Annotated in this window: 17 protein-coding genes; all 17 read left to right on the top strand. The window is 39.5% G+C overall.

Translation table 11 applies throughout. The annotated features are described in order from the left end of the window. The first annotated feature begins 219 nt into the window (after positions 1-219). The 17 genes from ACOKFG_RS05805 (at position 220) to ACOKFG_RS05725 (ending at position 19,352) form a co-directional block, all read left to right on the top strand. Positions 220-666: a cupin domain-containing protein gene (locus tag ACOKFG_RS05805; protein ID WP_422862015.1), complete on the top strand. Its 447-nt coding sequence runs from the start codon at positions 220-222 to the stop codon at positions 664-666. A gap of 182 nt (positions 667-848) precedes the next feature. Continuing rightward, on the top strand, positions 849-1,085 hold the full coding sequence (locus tag ACOKFG_RS05800) for a helix-turn-helix domain-containing protein (protein WP_422862180.1): 237 nt from the start codon (positions 849-851) through the stop codon (positions 1,083-1,085). A gap of 89 nt (positions 1,086-1,174) precedes the next feature. Then, complete coding sequence (locus ACOKFG_RS05795; RefSeq protein WP_422862014.1) at positions 1,175-2,500, top strand: L-fuconate dehydratase; 1,326 nt, start codon at positions 1,175-1,177, stop codon at positions 2,498-2,500. Next, positions 2,497-3,840, top strand: coding sequence for an alpha-L-fucosidase (locus ACOKFG_RS05790; protein WP_422862013.1), 1,344 nt, complete (start codon positions 2,497-2,499; stop codon positions 3,838-3,840). The genes ACOKFG_RS05795 and ACOKFG_RS05790 overlap by 4 nt, the downstream gene beginning before the upstream one ends. Continuing rightward, positions 3,840-4,619 (top strand): SDR family NAD(P)-dependent oxidoreductase, encoded by a 780-nt coding sequence (locus ACOKFG_RS05785; RefSeq protein ID WP_422862012.1) that lies wholly within the window; start codon positions 3,840-3,842, stop codon positions 4,617-4,619. The genes ACOKFG_RS05790 and ACOKFG_RS05785 overlap by 1 nt, the downstream gene beginning before the upstream one ends. Positions 4,620-4,637: 18 nt before the next feature. Continuing rightward, a complete protein-coding gene (locus tag ACOKFG_RS05780) occupies positions 4,638-5,492 on the top strand; it encodes a fumarylacetoacetate hydrolase family protein (RefSeq protein WP_299487999.1) in 855 nt (284 codons plus the stop codon). A 1-nt stretch (position 5,493) separates the two neighbouring features. Continuing rightward, complete coding sequence (locus ACOKFG_RS05775) at positions 5,494-6,321, top strand: amidohydrolase family protein (RefSeq protein WP_299488002.1); 828 nt, start codon at positions 5,494-5,496, stop codon at positions 6,319-6,321. A 1-nt stretch (position 6,322) separates the two neighbouring features. After that, positions 6,323-8,728, top strand: coding sequence for a glycoside hydrolase family 95 protein (locus tag ACOKFG_RS05770; protein ID WP_422862011.1), 2,406 nt, complete (start codon positions 6,323-6,325; stop codon positions 8,726-8,728). 47 nt (positions 8,729-8,775) lie between these two features. Continuing rightward, on the top strand, positions 8,776-10,092 hold the full coding sequence (locus tag ACOKFG_RS05765) for an alpha-L-fucosidase (RefSeq protein WP_298793965.1): 1,317 nt from the start codon (positions 8,776-8,778) through the stop codon (positions 10,090-10,092). Positions 10,093-10,102: 10 nt separating this feature from the next. Then, positions 10,103-11,017 (top strand): alkaline phosphatase, encoded by a 915-nt coding sequence (locus tag ACOKFG_RS05760; RefSeq protein WP_298793964.1) that lies wholly within the window; start codon positions 10,103-10,105, stop codon positions 11,015-11,017. Continuing rightward, on the top strand, positions 11,004-12,554 hold the full coding sequence (locus ACOKFG_RS05755) for a sulfatase (protein WP_299488009.1): 1,551 nt from the start codon (positions 11,004-11,006) through the stop codon (positions 12,552-12,554). Before ACOKFG_RS05760 ends, ACOKFG_RS05755 begins: the two co-directional genes overlap by 14 nt. 2 nt (positions 12,555-12,556) lie before the next feature. Further along, positions 12,557-14,650 (top strand): alpha-L-fucosidase, encoded by a 2,094-nt coding sequence (locus ACOKFG_RS05750; RefSeq protein WP_299488011.1) that lies wholly within the window; start codon positions 12,557-12,559, stop codon positions 14,648-14,650. Between the two features lie 5 nt (positions 14,651-14,655). Then, a complete protein-coding gene (locus ACOKFG_RS05745; RefSeq protein ID WP_422862010.1) occupies positions 14,656-15,450 on the top strand; it encodes an SDR family oxidoreductase in 795 nt (264 codons plus the stop codon). Between the two features lie 4 nt (positions 15,451-15,454). Continuing rightward, complete coding sequence (gene fucP, locus ACOKFG_RS05740) at positions 15,455-16,750, top strand: L-fucose:H+ symporter permease (protein ID WP_298793960.1); 1,296 nt, start codon at positions 15,455-15,457, stop codon at positions 16,748-16,750. 3 nt (positions 16,751-16,753) lie between these two features. After that, positions 16,754-17,104, top strand: a complete 351-nt coding sequence (locus ACOKFG_RS05735) for an L-rhamnose mutarotase (protein WP_298793959.1) — start codon at positions 16,754-16,756, stop codon at positions 17,102-17,104. Between the two features lie 52 nt (positions 17,105-17,156). Continuing rightward, positions 17,157-18,158 carry a metallophosphoesterase gene (locus ACOKFG_RS05730; protein ID WP_299488018.1) on the top strand — a complete coding sequence of 334 codons (1,002 nt, stop codon included), beginning with the start codon at positions 17,157-17,159 and terminating at the stop codon, positions 18,156-18,158. A 45-nt stretch (positions 18,159-18,203) separates the two neighbouring features. Then, complete coding sequence (locus ACOKFG_RS05725; RefSeq protein WP_298793957.1) at positions 18,204-19,352, top strand: alpha-hydroxy acid oxidase; 1,149 nt, start codon at positions 18,204-18,206, stop codon at positions 19,350-19,352. Positions 19,353-19,629: the final 277 nt, after the last annotated feature.

Raw genomic sequence — 19,629 nt, 5'->3', positions numbered from 1 at the left:
AAAAAAACGATGTTTTTTGAATTCGCCCAACTCCATTTGGACGAATGGGAAGGTTTGAACAAATGTAGTTGGCTTAATGGGATTGCAAAATGTCCGTTACATTGCCAAAATCGACTATCTTCAAACACCCAATTGAAAATGGGCAGATATATTCCAAGGTCAACCTTATTACCATGGAAGCACCGTTATTGAAGGTGCCGTAGAATAATAAATTATAGTATGAAGCTACAGTTCTTAGATAGGAGCATTATTGAAAACAATTCGTTTGCAATAAAAGAAAACAGCTATCCCTATTTTTTAAGAATATGGCATTATCATCCTGAATTGGAGCTTGTTTATATTCATAAAAGTACAGGAACAAGGTTTATAGGCGACAGTATTGAACGATTCTCCGAGGGTGAGGTTATTCTAATTGGCCCAAATCTACCACATATGTGGTTAAATGATAAAAAATATTTTTCCGATTCTTCCAATTTAGTTGCCGAGGCATATGCGATTCATTTCAAAAAAGATTTCTTGGGAAAAGAATTTCTAAATGCGCCAGAGCTAAAAAATGTATCCGATTTGATTGAAACCTCTATTTTGGGGATAAAGTTTGTAGGCCTGGACCACAAAGTTATTGCGCTGATCAAAGAGTTGCCAAAAAAAGATCTTTTGAAAAGTTGATACAATTTTTGGAGATACTAAACAGCCTTGCTAATCATACCGAAAGGGTTCTTTTGTCAAGCAAAGGTTATTTAAGCTCTTTTAAAAAGAGCTACAACATAAATAGGGATAGGGTATTGCAATACATCTTCAATAATTTTAATAGATCGATAACATTGGTGGAAGTTGCTGCCATTGCAAATATGAACCCTACCGCTTTTAGCAGGTATTTCAAAAAAACACATAGAAAAACCTTTAAGGAATACCTAAATGAAATAAGGGTTGGTTATGCCTGCAAATTGTTAACAGAAAATGATTATAATATTACACGGATTTGCTATGAATCCGGATACAATAGTGTTTCGAATTTCAATCGCCAATTTAAAAAGATAATGGGAATTCCACCTTCCGAATATCTAAGACAACATAAGACAATCTGACTTTCTTGGCAAAAAAAATATTAGTAGGCGCAATATAATGCATGGTGGGATACATGCCCGACAATAACTTTGTCAAGTAAAGTGATCCTATGCTGAATATTTCAATAACCAATATAAAAGTAAAGGACATTCGTTTCCCCACAAGTATGAATTTGGACGGATCGGATGCAATGAATCCAGACCCAGATTATTCAGCAGCTTATGTAATACTAGAAACGGATCATATAAAAGGTCTTGAAGGTCATGGCCTTACTTTTACCATAGGTAGAGGTAACGAAATCTGTGTAAGCGCCATAAAATCTATGTCCCACCTTGTTGTGGGTAAGACCTTGGAAAGTTTTACCAGCGATATGGCGGGATTCTGGAAAATGATAACTAGTGATAGCCAATTACGTTGGCTGGGGCCAGAGAAAGGGGTTATTCACCTGGCTACCGGCGCCTTGGTCAATGCCGTTTGGGATCTATATGCAAAAGTAGAAGGTAAACCACTTTGGCGGCTTTTGGCAGAAATGACAGCAGAAGAACTGGTTTCCTGTGTTGACTTTACCTATATAACCGATGTAATTACCCCAGAAGAGGCATTACTGCTATTAAAAAAGCAGGAGGAAAATAAAAAAGAACGAATAGAATACCTCCTTCAAAATGGATATCCTGCCTACACAACTTCTGCCGGTTGGCTAGGCTATTCCGATGAAAAAATGAGGCGTTTGTGCCAAGAGGCTAAATCAGCGGGCTTTAAACATTTGAAGATGAAGGTAGGCGCAGACTTGGCAGACGATATGCGCAGAGCGGCAATTATTAGGGAAGAAATTGGTGACGATCTTAAATTAATGATGGATGCCAATCAAAAATGGGATGTTCAGGAAGCCATTCAAAATATGGCTCAACTGAAAAAATTCAACCCTTGGTGGATTGAAGAACCCACTAGTCCAGATGATATTTTAGGACATGCAAAAATAGCGGAAGCTGTAGCGCCCATAAAAGTTGCCACTGGCGAACATTGCCAGAACAGGGTTATTTTTAAGCAGTTGATGCAAGCAAAAGCTTTAGAGGTTTGTCAGATTGATAGCTGCAGGGTTGGTGGTGTAAATGAAATATTGGCCATTCTACTAATGGCGGCAAAATTTGAAATACCTGTTTGTCCCCATGCGGGTGGAGTTGGCCTCTGTGAATACGTTCAGCACCTTTCCATGGTCGATTTTATCTGTATAAGCGGTACCATGAAAGACAGGGTCATTGAATACGTTGATCATTTACATGAACATTTTATTGACCCCGTTGTCATTGAAAATGGCGCATATATGCCTCCAAGCCTTCCGGGTTATAGTATTGAAATGAAGCCCGATTCAATGGAGCAATACACCTTTCCAGAAGGAGAAGTCTGGAGAAAAATGTCAAAACCAGAACTGTTATGAAAACTCACCTTAAGTTTCTTTTTATTTTGTTGCTTTCCGGTACTATGACCTTTGGTCAAGGACAGGAAAATTATACTCCATCGCAATCAAATTTAGAAGCCAGGCAATGGTTTCAGAATGCCAAGTTTGGTATGTTTATTCACTGGGGGGTTTATAGCATATTGGGAGATGGTGAATGGGTTATGCAAACCCAAAAGATTCCTATAAAGGCCTATGAGAAACTGCCCACATTCTTTAACCCTATTGAATATGATGCTAAGGAATGGGTGAAAATGGCAAAAGATGCCGGAATGAAATACATTACCATTACAAGTAGGCACCATGACGGCTTTTCAATGTTTGATACTAAGGCTACTGATTATGACATTGTGGATAGGACACCTTATGGGAAAGATGTATTGAAAGATTTGGCTGATGCATGCAGGGCTGAGGGCATAAAACTATTTTTTTACTATTCACTGTTAGATTGGCGCGATGATAATTACTTTCCAAGGGGAAGAACGGGTGCTGAAATACCCGGAAGGTCAGAAACTGGGGAATGGGATAAGTACATAGCTTTTATGAAAGTTCAACTCACAGAGTTGTTGACCAATTATGGTGAAATAGCAGGTATTTGGTTTGATGGACACTGGGACCAGAAAGACTGGGATGGAAAAAAATTCGGTAAATTAAATGTTAATTGGCATTATGATGAAATCTACAAATTGATTCATGACCTACAACCGCAATGTTTGATTGGTAACAATCATCACTTGGCACCAATTGAAGGTGAGGATTTTCAAATGTTTGAAAAGGATTTGCCAGGAAAAAATACCACAGGCTGGGGCACCGATGCTTCCGATGTAGGAAATCTGCCTTTTGAAGTTTGTGAAACCATCAACGGTTCATGGGGTTTTAATCTGCAGGACAGAAAGCATAAATCAAAAAAAGAGTTGGTTCAGTATGTTATCAAAGCTGCGGGACATGGAAGTAATCTTTTATTGAATGTTGGCCCAATGCCCAATGGTAAGATTCAAGAAGAACATAAGGAATCCCTAAAAAAAGTTGGAGAATGGATGCGGGTAAATGGGGAAACAATCTATGGAACCACGCAAGGGCCAATTCCTCCTTCGGATAAAATGGCCTCTACCCAAAAGGGTAAGATAGTATTCCTTCATCTTTTGGATGCAAGTGAAACGGAGGTATTCCTAAAAGATTTCAATAAAAAGATAAAAGGAATAAAGTTTTATAAGGATAAAATCCCTGTAAACTATAAAAAGAATAAGAGCGGTTTATCAATCCAAATCCCTGAGTCCAGATTGGATTCCATAGACACTATAATAGAAATTACCCTTAAATAATGGCATCTTATAATTATAAAGACAAAACGGTAATAATTACTGGTGGAGGCAGTGGCATTGGAGAGTCCTTGTCCAAGAAGTTTGCTTCTTCCGGAGCTAGCGTCCATATTTTGGATTTTCAATTGGAGAAAACCCAAGAGGTGGTCGATGAAATTCTGGAAAGGGGAGGTCAGGCACAAGTATATGAATGCGATGTTGCCAATCAAAGCCAAGTAAAGGAGACTGTTCAAGGTATAGCAGCTAAAAATTCTTTGGACATATTGATCAACAATGCCGGGATTGCGCATGTGGGCAATATTGAAGCAACTACTGAAAATGACCTAGACAGGCTATATCAAGTAAACATTAAGGGAGTCTATAACTGCATCTATGCATGTATTCCAAAAATGAAAAAACAGGGAACGGGGATTATTCTTAATATGGCGTCCATAGCTTCCACGGTTGGTATTTCAGATAGGTTTGCCTACTCCATGACTAAAGGAGCAGTATTGACAATGACATACTCCATTGCAATGGATTATATAGGTCACGGTATTCGCTGCAATAGTATTTCACCTGCTAGGGTACATACCCCTTTTGTAGATAATTTTATAGCTAAAAATTATCCAGGAGAAGAAAAAGAAATGTTTGAAAAACTTTCAAAGACACAACCCATTGGTCGAATGGCCAAACCAGATGAGGTAGCCTCTTTAGCGCTTTATCTGTGTTCTGAAGAAGCATCCTTTATCACTGGGACAGATTTCCCAATTGATGGAGGTTTTATAAAACTAAACGGCTAAGAATAAAATAATACCTATATGAAACTCATACGATTTGGTGCTAAGGACAATGAAAAACCGGGTGTTGAGCTTAATGATAAAACCAGACTGGATGTAAGCGGTTTTGTTAATGACTACGATGAAGATTTTTTTGGAGGCAACGGTCTGACTCAACTTGAAGCTTGGCTGGGTAAAAATGGACATGAATGTCCTATTGTAAAAGAGGATGTAAGACTAGGCCCACCTATAAAAAGACCATCCAAAATTGTTTGTGTCGGACTTAACTACGCGCAACATGCAGCCGAAAGTGGTATGGATGTGCCCAAAGAACCCGTTTTATTTTTCAAGGCCACTTCTGCTATTGCTGGGCCAAATGATGATGTGATCATTCCAAAAGGAAGTCAAAAAACCGATTGGGAAGTGGAGCTGGCCTTTGTTATTGGTAAAAAAGCATCTTATGTGGATGAAGAAAATGCGATGGCCCATATAGCTGGTTACGTATTGCACAACGATTATAGTGAGAGGGAATACCAATTGGAGCGCGAAGGACAGTGGGTAAAAGGAAAGAGCTGTGATACTTTTGCTCCCCTAGGTCCATATTTGGTCACAAAAGATGAAATAGAAGATCCCCATAACCTTGATCTATGGTTAAAATTGAATGGTGAGACCATGCAAGACAGCAATACCTCTGATTTTGTATTTAATATTCCAGAACTGGTGAGCTATATCAGCCAGTTTATGACGCTATTGCCAGGCGATATGGTATCCACCGGCACCCCTTTTGGTGTAGGATTGGGGTTGAACCCTCCTAAATATCTTAACCCAGGGGATGTAGTGGAACTGGGAATAGATGGGCTAGGAACTTCAAAACAACATATAATAGCATTTGAATGATATGAGAATTGATAGCCACCAGCACTTTTGGAATTATGATCCGGTTACCCATGCTTGGATCAATCCGCAAATGGAGGTTATCAAAAAAGACTTTTTACCTTCAAATCTGGCTCCAATACTTAAACATGCCCAGATGGATGGTTGTGTAGCGGTCCAAGCCGACCAATCTGAAAAAGAAACCGACTTCCTGCTACAATGTGCAAAAGAAAATCCTTTTGTTTTAGGCGTGGTTGGTTGGTTGGATTTATGCTCCCAAGATATCGAGCAGAAACTCGACAGCTATTCAAAATACCCTAAATTAAAAGGGTTGCGACATATTGTGCAGGATGAGGCCGATGACCATTTCATGCTTAAGCCAAATTTCTTACGGGGAATATCTAAACTTGAGACTTATGGATTCACCTATGACATTTTAATATATCCAAAACAACTGCCCGCTGCAGTTGAATTGGTCAAAATGTTTCCCAAACAACGTTTTGTACTTGATCACATTGCAAAACCTGTTATCAATGGAAATATTGATAGCAAGTGGGAGCATCGCATCCAGCAACTTGGTTCCTTTAAGAATGTCTATTGCAAAGTATCAGGTATGGTAACCGAGACTAGCCAGAATGCCTTTGAAAATGAGGATTTTCATCCATATCTCGATGTCGTCTTCAAATCCTTCGCTACAAATAGAATCATGTTTGGATCCGATTGGCCCGTTTGTTTGCTTTCTGCTTCGTACCCAAGGGTATTGTCCATTCTCGATGCCTATTTAAAACAATTTTCAGAAGAGGTTCAAAACCAGGTTATGGGTCTGAATGCACAAGAATTCTATAATTTATAACATGGGAAACCTCATTCAGATAGTCAAAAAAATTAAGAACGTACGCACTCTAATTGCCGGTTTGATTATACTCGCATGCAGCAATGCGTTAGTTCGGGCCCAAGATGCCGAAGATTCCCAAAATGTACTTTGGTATTCAGAACCCGCAAAAGAATGGATGCAAGCCTTGCCCGTTGGAAATGGTCGTTTGGGAGCCATGGTGTTTGGCGACCCTCATAACGAGAGGATTCAACTGAATGAAGATTCTATGTGGGCCGGTGGTCCCGATTGGGAAAGCAGTAAGGGAAACAGCGCTGATCTTACCCTTTTGAGACAATTGTTGGAAGAGGGAAAAACAGAGCAAGTTGATAGCCTTATTGTAGAAAAATTCTCAAACAAAACTATTCTACGTTCCCATCAGACTATGGGAGATCTATATATTGATTTTGAAGGGGAGAGCGACATTTCCAATTATCGGCGAGAACTTGACCTTAACAAAGCACTGGTCACCATTTCATATAGGCTGAACCAAGCACAATACACTCAAAAAGTATTCGCATCACATCCAGATGATGCTTTGGTAATTGAATTGACCACAACCGCTAAAGATGGATTGAATCTTGAATTGAGATTGGATCGACCTAAAGACCATGACCAGCCTACGGTCAAAATGGTCAACCCAACCCCTAGTGAAATTAGTATGAAGGGTATGGTAACCCAAAATGGTGGAAAAAGATTCTCAAAACCATTATCGATAGACTATGGGGTGCGTTTTGAAACGCGATTGAAAGTAATAAATAATTCAGGGACGGTTCTGGCCAAGGATGGCAAAATAGTACTGAAGGGAGTGAAAAAAGCACTGCTTTTTATAGTCGCCAACACCTCTTTTTATAATGGTGAAAACTATGTGAAAAAGAATGACGAAACCCTATCGAAAATTCTGAGAAAACCCTTCGAATCGCTTTTGTCTGATCATATAGTGGATTATCAGGAACTGTATAAAAGGGTTTCTTTTGATTTGGGAGGCCATGAATTGGACAAAATACCAACTAACCAGCGATTGGAACGAATAAAAAAAGGAGAAAATGATAATGCGCTTGCAGCTACTCTTTTTCAATTTGGACGCTATCTTTTAATTGCCTGCTCACGCCCAAATACCAACCCTGCCAATCTACAGGGACTCTGGAACGATCATATTGAAGCTCCTTGGAATGCTGATTATCACCTGAACATCAACTTACAGATGAATTATTGGCCGGCAGAGGTCACCAATCTGAGTGAATTGCACCAACCATTTTTCGATTTGATTGACCGGGTGTTGGAAAGAGGAAAAACTACAGCTAAAGTACAATACGGAATCAATCGAGGAACAATGGCCCATCATACAACCGATCTTTGGGCCACCCCTTTTATGCGGGCAGAAAGAGCCTATTGGGGCTCATGGATTCATGGGGGAGGATGGTGTGCACAACATTATTGGGAGCATTATCAATTTACGAAGGATGCTGTTTTTCTTAAGGAACGAGCTTATCCGGTGCTTAAAGATTTGGCAGCTTTCTATTTGGATTGGTTGATATGGGATAAGAAGAGCAAAAAATGGGTGTCAGCTCCGGAAACATCTCCGGAAAATTCATATATCGCACCCAACGGAAAATCTGCAGCAGTTTCCTATGGAAGTGCTATGGGACATCAAATAACAGGAGAGGTATTTGATAACTTTTTGGAAGCTTCAAAAATTTTGGGAATCCAAGATTCGCTTGTAAAAGAAGTGAGGGAAAAAAGACGAAACTTACATCCAGGTGTGCTAATAGGAGAGGATGGACGTATTTTGGAATGGAATGAACCCTATGACGAGCCGGAAAAAGGTCATCGTCATATTTCTCATCTATATGCACTGCATCCAGGTGATGATATTGTGGAAAGTAATCCCAAGGCATTTACTGCCGCACAAAAAACAATAGATTATCGCCTTGAGCATGGAGGTGCAGGCACTGGTTGGAGCCGAGCTTGGATAATCAATATGAACGGCCGCTTGCTCGATGCAGTCTCGGCTCAAGAAAATATTGATAAATTCTTACAAATTTCGTTGGCAGATAATTTGTTTGACATGCACCCACCCTTCCAAATTGATGGGAATTTTGGGTATACTGCTGGAGTGGTAGAATTACTGCTTCAATCCCACGAAGGATTTATAAGGTTATTGCCCGCACTACCCCAAAAATGGAAGAATGGGTCGATAACCGGTCTTAAAGCAAGAGGGAATATTACAGTCGATTTGGAATGGAAAGATGGTGAATTGACACAAGTGACACTTAAAGCGAATGAAAAAAAGGAGATTGCCATTCAATATGGTAACCAAAAAATATTGGTCAAAATACCCAAGAGCAAACAAATACAATTGAACAAAAACCTCAAATTAATTCCTTGAGTATGCAAAGCAGCCAAATACCTATAAGGGTTTTATTTACGATTATCTTGTCATCATTGTTCATGGTAACTGCCTTGAAAGCTCAAGAAAGTGATACCTCTAAGGTTAACCATGAAAAAATGCAATGGTTTCAAGATGCAAAACTGGGCATTTTTATCCATTGGGGGCTATACGCTGTAAATGGGATTGATGAATCTTGGTCATTTTACAATGGCTACATCTCACATGATGATTATTTGAAACAAACCAAAGGATTCACCGCCAAAAATTATAATCCCGAAGCTTGGGCTAAGCTTATCAAAAAAAGTGGGGCTAAATATTCAGTGATTACATCAAAACATCATGATGGATTTGCACTATGGAACTCTAAGTATGGGGATTTCAACGCTGTCAAGAGTTCAGCTGCCAAAAAAGACGTATTGAGTCCATTTGTAAAAGCCCTTCGCAAAAACAACCTAAAGGTTGGAATATATTACTCCCTTCCAGATTGGTCTTATGGAGATTATACTCACTTTTTAAGGGATTCTCTTAGATACAAAACAAAGGAAGATCCAAAACGATGGAATACATTCTTAAAATACTACCAAGGACAATTAAAGGAAATAGCAAACCTATATGACCCTGATCTATATTGGTTTGATGGAGATTGGGAACATAGTTCTGAAGAATGGGAAGTGCCTAAAGTAAGAAATATGCTCTTTGAGAAAAATCCCAATACAATTTTGAATTCCCGATTACAAGGAAATGGGGATTATGCAACACCAGAGCAAGGAATGCCCATTACCAGACCTAAGGACAAATACTGGGAGTTGTGTATGACCATAAACAATTCATGGGGTTTTCAGAAAAACGACCATGATTACAAAACCCCAGATCAAATTATTGGAATTTTCTCCGATGTTATTTCCAATGGTGGAAATCTGTTATTGGATATAGGCCCTAAAGCCGACGGAACCATTCCAAAAGAACAGGTAAATATCCTTAGTGAGTTGGGAGACTGGACCGCTAAACACAAAGAGGCTATTTATGGATCAAGGGCGGGCATTCCCAAAGAGCACTTCTATGGACCTACAACCTTATCAAAAGATAAAAAAACATTGTACCTTTTTGTTAAGGGCAATCCCAATGGTGAAATTGTGGTTCGCGGACTTAAAAATAAGATCAATCGGATTTGGGTGGTGGGCAATGGAACAAAACTGTCCCATAAAGTAGTTGGTAAAGTGTATTGGAGCCATTACCCAGGAATCACCTATATAGATATTCCAGAACATGTTTTGGATGACCACATGACCGTACTTGCCTTATTATTGGACAAGGAGGTGGATTTATATCGTGAAGATGGAGCTGTAATAGAAAGTAATTGAATACTTAAAGATGAATCTCAAAAAAGAATCACTTGTTTTTATGCTCCTTGTTTTTGGCAGCGTTTTATGTTGTATTGGTCAAGAACAAGCAAAACCTTTGGCGAATCATGTAATATTGATCGGGTCTGATGGTTTTGGGGCTTATGCCTTCAAAAAAGCTAAGGTTCCCAATTTAAGAAAGATGATGGAAAATGGATCATATACCCTTGAGGCACGATCAGTTCTGCCGTCATCCAGTGCCGTAAATTGGGCATCCATGATCATGGGGTCTGGACCTGAGCTACATGGGTATACGGAATGGGGAAGTAAAACGCCAGAATTACCCTCAAAGATTATTGGCGATGGGAACATATACCCCACTATTTTTAGCTTGGTGCACCAACAACTACCAGAAACAAAAAAAGGAGTTTCCTACTCTTGGGGAGGTATTGGATATCTTTTTGAAAAGAACATGGTCGACATCGATTTCAATGGGAAAACCGATGAAGAAACTATGCAAAAGGCCATTGAATTTATCTTAAAAGAAAAACCTTCACTAACCTTTATACATTTTGACCAACCAGATGGAGCAGGGCATAATATTGGACATGATACCCCAGAGTATTATAAGGAAGTGGAAAAAATTGATGCCTTGGTCGGAAAAATTTTAAGCGCTCTTGAAGAAAATAACTTGATGGAGAACACTGTGATACTATTTAGTTCCGATCACGGAGGTGTAGGGAAAGGACATGGAGGTAAAACCTTGTTGGAAGTTGAAATTCCATGGATAATCTATGGGAAGAATATAAGTTCCAAAGGAAAATTGGAGAGCAGTGTTGTCACTTATGACACGGCAGCTACAATAGCGTATATACTAGGTTTAAAAACACCAGAATTTTGGAGAGGAAAACCAATCTTAGAAGCAATAAAAAATGCGGAGCAGTAATTTTTCTGGATTCTTATGCTTGTTGATTACACTCTGCTCGTGCGGAGAAGTTGAAAAGCAAATTCCACAACAACCAAACATTATTCTTTTTTTGGTAGATGATATGGGTTGGCAGGATACCTCCGTTCCTTTTTGGAGCCAAAGAACCGAATATAATGACTTATATCATACCCCAAACATGGAACGTTTGGCGGCAGAAGGCATGAAGTTCACCCAGGCCTATGCAACTCCTGTATGCTCTCCTACAAGGGTGAGCCTTATGACAGGAATGAATGCAGCTAGGCATAGAGTTACCAATTGGACGCTTATGAAGGATGCTCTTCAACCCATGGAGACAAATCATCCTACGCTAAGTTTTCCAGAATGGAATGTTAATGGAATGAGCCCCGTTGAAGGTGACCCCAAAGCGGTTCACGCAACTCCATTACCCAAATTACTTCGGGAAGCAGGGTACTACACCATACATACAGGCAAGGCCCATTTTGGGGCTATTGGGACACCGGGGGATAATCCGTTAAACCTGGGTTTTGATGTGAACATAGCTGGACATGCAGCTGGTGCACCGGAAAGTTATCTTGGTACAGAGAATTTTGGGAATGGTAAAGAAGACAAAGAAGTTTGGGCTGTTCCCGGGCTCGAAAAATATCATGGAAAGGATATCTACCTGACCGAGGCACTTACACAAGAATCTTTAAATGTTTTGGATTCCGTTAAAGGCAAGAAACCCTTTTTCCTGTATATGTCGCATTATGCGGTTCACACTCCAATTATGGGGGATAAAAGATATTTTCAAAAGTATGTGGATGCAGGATTAGATTCTACAGAAGCAAAATATGCTTCCATGGTCGAAGGAATGGACAAAAGTTTGGGCGACATCATGGATTATCTAGAAAAAAATCAGCTAGAGGACAATACAATCATCCTTTTCATGTCAGATAATGGTGGATTGAGCGCTGTTGCCCGAGGTGGTGAACCGCACACCCATAATAGGCCTCTGGCCAGTGGAAAAGGTTCCATCTATGAAGGAGGCATAAGGGAACCAATGCTGGTCAAATGGCCAGGAACCATAAAACCAGGGGCATCAACTGATGACTATGTGATTATTGAAGATTTTTATCCCACCATTTTAGAAATGGCAGGAATTTCAGATAGCAATAAAGTTCAAACCATTGATGGAAAAAGCTTTACCTCAATCTTAAAAGGTGAAGTGGCCAATGAAGAAGAGCGACCATTGTTTTGGCACTACCCTAACGAATGGGGACCTGAAGGTCCTGGTATTGGAGCTTTTAGCGCCATAAGATCGGGAGATTGGAAGTTGATTTATTTTCACCAAGATCAACATATGGAGTTGTATAATATCACCAACGATATTGGAGAAACCGAAAACATGGCACCAACTCAAGCGGAAAAGACAAGGGAAATGGCACAAATACTATCAGAATACCTCATTAAGGTAAACGCACAAATGCCTTCCGATAAGGAATCCGGACAAATAATCCCATTACCCAACCAAAAAATAAACATAGGTAAGCAGTAGTTATGAAAAAAATACTCCAATTTGTTATAGCAGGAGCAATAATCTTATCCGTATCGTGTAACAGTCAAATTCCTCCCGAGCCTGTTGGTCCTGTTCCTTCGGAACGTCAATTGGCGTGGCATGAGCTGGAGTATTATGCTTTTATCCACTTTAACATGAATACTTTTACCGACATGGAATGGGGTACAGGAGGGGAGACACCAGCACAGTTTAATCCAACACAATTAGATACGCGTCAATGGGCCAAAGTGGCCAAAGAAGCTGGAATGAAAGGTATTATCCTTACCGCCAAACATCATGACGGTTTCTGCTTATGGCCAACCAAAACCACAGAACATTCCGTTAAAAATTCACCCTGGAAAAACGGTCAGGGTGATTTGGTTCAAGATTTGGCAGATGCCTGTAAAGAGTATGGCCTTAAATTGGGGCTTTACCTTTCTCCATGGGACCGCAATAATGAACATTACGGCAAACCTGAATATGTGCAACTATTTCACGAACAACTGAGAGAGCTTTTGACCAATTATGGTGAATTGTTTGAAGTTTGGTTTGATGGTGCCAATGGAGGGTCGGGGTATTATGGAGGAGCAAATGAAACCCGTAAAATTGATAATAAAACCTATTACGAGTGGCCCAAAACCACCAAAATGGTTCGGGAATTACAGCCTAATGCCGTCATATTTAGTGATGGTGGGCCAGATGTTAGATGGGTAGGAAATGAAGAAGGTTGGGCAAATGAAACCAACTGGAGTGTTATGCGTAGGGATGAGATACATCCGGGTTGGCCTAGATATGTAGAATTGCGATCAGGGCATGAAGATGGCACGCATTGGCTTCCAGCTGAAGTAAATACTTCAATTCGTCCAGGTTGGTATTACCATCCTCGTGAAGACCACCAAGTAAAGACGTTACCACGATTGGTGCAGACTTTTTATGAGTCCGTAGGAAGGAACGGCAATTTCTTATTAAACCTACCGGTAGATGATAGAGGCCTTGTTCATGAAAAGGACGTTGAGCAATTATTGGCTTTGAAACAACAAATTGACAAAGATTTTGCAAATGAATTGGAACAGGGACAGACTATTGTTGCTTCAGATGTACGTGGCAATGACTCCGCTTTTTCCGCGAAAAATGCTATTGATGGTGATAAGGAAAGCTATTGGGCCACCAATGATGGTGTAACCCAAGCATCCATTACTGTTTCTTTTGAAGAACCTACAGAGGTCAATCGTATTGTTTTGCAGGAATATATTCCTTTGGGACAACGAGTTAAAAAATTTAAGGTTAGCGCAGAGGTGAGTGGTGAATTGAAAACCATTGATGAGCAGACCACCATTGGCAATAAGCGTATTCTTCAATTTGAAACTGTAAAAGCAGATAAAATACAGGTAGAAATACTTGATTCGAAAGGACCTGTAACTCTTTCAAATCTGGAACTATACAGAGCCCCGGTACTTTTGGTTGAACCGGTCTTTTCAAGAAATCGAGATGGAATGGTTTCCATTAGCGTGCCAGATGATAAGGTTGATATTTATTTTACAACGAATGGCAGTGACCCAACAACATCATCTTCAAAATATACAAAGCCCTTTTCTTTGAAAGAACCAGCTACTATAAAGGCGATAGCTGTAGATACAGATAGCGGACAACAAACCCAACCGGCAAACCAATATTTTGATATTGCTAAAAAGGAATGGCACGTAATAGCTGCTTCTTCAGGGAATTTGGAAGATGCAGAAAAACTAATGGATGGAAACCCCCATACATTTTGGGCAACGGACAAAGAAGACCAAAAGACACCGGAAATTACAATAGATTTGGGTAAATCCTTCGAGTTGAGGGGCTTTACATATTGGCCCATACAAATACGCTATCCATTTGGCATAATAACCCATTATGAGTTTTTGGTCAGTGTGGATAACAAGAATTGGAAAACAGCTGCAAAAGGTGAGTTTGGGAATGTGGTCAACAATAGAATTGAACAAAAGGTATCTTTTGAAGCATTGTCAGGGAGATATATTAAATTAAAGGCACTCAAAATTCATGGAGAAGACCCAAGGGTTTCTTTTGGCGAAATAGGAGTATTGACCAAATAAGTATTATGAATTTAGGATTACAGAATAAAGTAATAGTGGTTACAGGAGGAGACAAGGGCATTGGAAATGGTATTTGTAACGTGCTTGCAGATGAAGGAGCTGTCCCTGTAATTATTGGCCGAAAAGAACATGATGTACAAAAAGCCGTTGATGCAATTATACAAAAAGGAGGAAAGGCCTTTTATGCCCTAGCAGAGCTCACAAATCCTGAACAATGCAGGAACGCAATTGAAAAAGTAGTGAAAGAATTTGGGAGAATAGATGGGCTTGTCAACAATGCAGGTGTTAATGATGGGGTTGGATTGGAGCATGGCAATTATGAAGATTTTAAACGCTCTTTGGAGCGTAATGTAGGGCACTATTACTTGATGGCCCATCACGCCCTTCCAGAATTGAAAAAAAGTGGTGGAAGTATTGTAAATATTGGCTCTAAAACCTCGGTTACCGGTCAGGGAGGCACTTCTGGATATGCAGCTGCCAACGGAGCAAGAAACTCCCTTACCCGTGAGTGGGCAGTAGAATTACTTCCGTACGCAATTAGGGTGAATGCGGTGATTGTTGCTGAGTGCTATACCCCATTATATGAAAGATGGGTCAAAACATTCGAAAATCCTGAGGAAAAATTGAAGGAAATTACAGATAAAATACCCTTGGAAAACCGGATGACCTCTGCGGAGGAGATTGCCAATGCAGTGGTTTTTTTGCTTTCGGAAAAATCAAGCCATACAACAGGGCAGCTCATTTATGTTGATGGCGGCTACACCCATTTGGATAGAGCATTAACCAAACCAAGCAATTAAAATTATGAGTAGACCAAAAATAGTATCCAAAGAAGTACTTTTTCCATTTATCCTAGTCACCTCCCTTTTTGCGCTTTGGGGTTTTGCAAATGCGGTCACTGATCCCATGGTACAAGCGTTCAAGAAGGTGCTGGAGCTCTCAAATTCACAAGCCGCTTGGGTGCAAATGGCCTTTTACGGGGGATATTTCTGTATGGCATTACCGGCTGCACTCTTTATGAGAAAGTATTCTTATAAAGTTGGCATTCTTATAGGTTTGGGTTTATACGCTGTTGGTGCACTTATGTTTTATCCAGCAGCCATAACCGAAAAATTCTGGTTTTTCTGTTTAGGTCTTTACATACTGACTTTTGGGTTGGCATTTTTGGAAACCGCTGCAAACCCATACGCATTGGCCATGGGAGCCAAAGAAACCGCTACGCAACGCTTAAACCTTGCACAGGCATTTAACCCTGTAGGTTTGATAGGGGGGCTCTTTGTTGCCCAGCAATTTGTGCTCAAAAATCTACAATCCGATGATATAGAAGATTTTAGTGCGCTGGATGAGGCAGCCAAAACTTTAGTGAGAACCTCGGACTTATTGGTCATTCGGGATCCATATGTGATTTTGGGATTGGTCATATCTATAATTTTTGTTGTTTTTCTTGTTAGTAAAATGCCGCAAGCCAGAGACAAGGATGGTATACCAAGTATTGGGATGATTTTTAAAACATTATCCAAAAACAAGAAATATGTAATGGGTGTATTGGCCCAAATTTTATATGTAGGGGCACAAATCATGTGCTGGACATACATCTACCAATATGCAGAAGCCATAGGAATGGATAGTGTAACCGCTGGATATTATCAAATGGCTGCTTTTATTGTATTTGTAGTAGGCCGAGCTATAGGAACCTATCTATTAAGGTTTATGAGTCCAGGTAAATTGCTGAAATTATTTGCCATCATGGCTTTGTTGTGTACCCTTGGAGCTATTCTTGTAAAAGGAATCGTAGGGCTGTATTGCATTGTTGGAATTTCCATGTTCATGTCCCTCATGTTTCCCACCATTTACGGTATTGCTCTGGGTAATCTTACTGAAGATCAGTCCAAAGTAGGTTCTGCCGGTTTGATTATGGCCATCGTTGGTGGTGCTTTAATGCCTAAACTTCAGGGAATGATTATTGATCTTGGAGGAAATGGTGTTGCCGATATCAAAATTTTAGGGGTCTCAGAGGTAAACTTCTCTTTTATATTACCCATGCTTTGCTTTATATATATTAGTTGGTATGGTCACCATGTCTTTAAAAAATATGAATAGCTAATGAAAGACAATAAAAGATACTGCTTGGCCGTGGATTTAGTGGATGATGATAATCTTATCCATGAATATGAAGAACATCATAAAAAAGTCTGGCCGGAAATAATACAAAGTATCAAAGATTCTGGAATCCAAAACATGGAAATCTATAGAATAGCGAATAGACTGTTTATGATTATGGAGGTGGATTCTTCTTTTACTTTTGAGAGAAAACAACAAATGGATTCAAAAAATCCAAAAGTTAAAGAATGGGAAGATTTAATGTGGACCTATCAAAAAGCGTTACCAATGGCAAAGCCCAACGAAAAATGGGTGTTAATGAAGGAGGTTTTTCGATTAGAATCAGGTGCATAAGAAATAAAGTGATAAAGATTGATGAAATAACATTAACCGAATTAATTAAAACATGAAGCGAAGAAATTTTATGAACTTGATTGGTCCAGTATCGGCCGGGTCTTTTCTCATGCCGACGCTTTTATCATTTAAACCATCAATTAAAGAGAATAACAAACCACTTAGGTTTGGTATTGTGGCCGATGTACACAAAGATTTGATGCCGGATGCTGATGCACGCTTGGAGAAATTTATTTCCGAAGCTATTGATAGACAAGTCGATTTTATTATCCAAATGGGCGATTTTTGTATGGCGGATCCAAGAAACCAAGAATTTCTAAAAATATGGGAAACCTTTAAAGGGCCTAAATATCATGTTTTGGGCAATCATGATATGGATAGAAATTCCAAGCAGGAAATGTTAGATTTCTGGGGCATGCCTAAAACGTATTACTCTTTTGATTTTAATAATTACCACTTCATTGTTCTTGATGCGAATTTTTTGTATCAAGATGGAAAATTTATTGATTATGAAAAATCGAATTTCTATGTAAACAGTGATTACAGAACCTACATTAACAATGAACAAATAGAATGGTTTAAGGCAGATCTTGAAGCTACCCAATTACCGACCATTGTATTTTCGCATCAAAGTTTGTGGCATTACCAGTGGGGTGTAAAAAACCGATTGACCCTTCAGAAAATAATGGAAGTCCATAAAGAAAAGATTATTTGCTGTATGAACGGCCATAATCACTTAGATTTCCATCATCATCAAAATGGAATTGATTATGTTGAAATCAACAGCATGTCATATCAATGGATGGAAGATAAATATAAGAATACTGAGCGCTATCCCAAAGAGATGTACGAGCAATACAAATGGCTGCCTAATATGGCCACTTACAAAGATCCATTATATGCCTTTGCTGATATGCAACCTGAGGGAACATTGGTCATTGAAGGTGTCAAAAGTGAATGGACTGCACCATCTCCTTATGATGATGGGTTACCTAAGGGTGTGTATGGAAACGAGTATTCAGCAAAAATTTCAGACTATACACTACGGTTTTAGTATTTAAAGTATAGATCGAGTTATTGGAATCAAATAAATAAGAATTTGGAATACAATACTAAATATCCTACCATTGACGACTTAAGGAATAGGGCTAAAAAACGAATTCCTAGGTTTGCTTTTGAGTATTTGGATGGTGGATGTAATGAAGAGGTAAACTTAAAAAAAAACACAACTGAAATTAGAAAGGTTGAATTACTTCCGCGTTATTTAGAAAAATTTAATGGCGCCAGTTTAACCACTCAACTTTTTGGAAAGAATTACAATGCTCCTTTTGGGGTTGCTCCTGTAGGACTTCAAGGACTAATGTGGCCCAATTCATCCGAAATATTGGCCAAAGCAGCATTTGAAAACAACATTCCCTTTATTCTTAGTACGGTTACCACTTCAAGCATTGAACGAATCTCCGAAGTAACAGAGGGTAACGCTTGGTTCCAATTATACCACCCAACCGAAGAAGAGGTACGTAACGATTTAATCAAACGCGCGGAGGCTGCAGGTTGTCCGGTTATGGTTTTGCTATGCGATACACCAACATTTGGGTTTCGTCCCAAGGAAATCAAAAATGGGCTTTCCATGCCACCTAAAATGTCAGTGGCCAATATTCTTCAAATATTAGGCAAACCACAATGGGCTTTTAATACGTTGCGTTATGGTCAGCCTAATTTTGAAGTTCTCAAACCCTATATGCCCAAAGACCTCAACTTGAAGCAGCTCGGTGAGTTTATGAACCAGACCTTCAGTAAACGTATGAATGTAGATAAAATAGCCGCAATCAGAGATCTTTGGAAAGGCAAATTAGTGCTTAAAGGAGTTGCTACAGAAGACGATGCAGAAAAAGCGATTGAATTGGGTCTTGATGGCATTATTGTCTCAAACCATGGGGGGCGACAACTGGATGCAGGTGAGTCATCCATTCGACCCTTGACTAGGATTGCTGGCAAGTATGGTGATAAAATCACGGTGATGATGGACAGCGGCATCCGTTCAGGGCCGGATATTGCACGGTGTATGGCCAGTGGGGCGGCATTTACCTTTATGGGTCGCTCGTTTATGTATGGCGTGGCAGCTCTTGGTAAAAATGGTGGCAATCATACCATTTCCATTCTTAAAACACAGTTGCAACAGATAATGGAACAGATTAGTTGTGAAAGCACATCAGATTTTCCAAGGTATTTAGTAGAAAAACAATAGTAACTATCAGGCAAGCTTTATCCATACAGAAGTTGACCAGACTTTGGATAGCCATATCAATTTTTAATAAAAACATCTTATAGCTTATTCAAACTTTAACAGTATTGTACTTGAAAATATGACCATTTATAGTGTTGTACCATATTCAATTCTAAAAGTTTCCAATCAACTTGATTTTATATGAAATAAATGCAAAGACCCGGACATCAAAATTTGTATATTTAAAAAGGATATGGAAACGGTTTATTGCGGTTTTAGGTGAAGATTTTCCGTACTC

The organism is Flagellimonas rhodophyticola, from assembly GCF_049332665.1.
Lineage (GTDB): Bacteria > Bacteroidota > Bacteroidia > Flavobacteriales > Flavobacteriaceae > Flagellimonas.
Note: the sequence above shows the minus strand (reverse complement) of the source record. Positions and strands in the feature narration are given on the sequence as shown.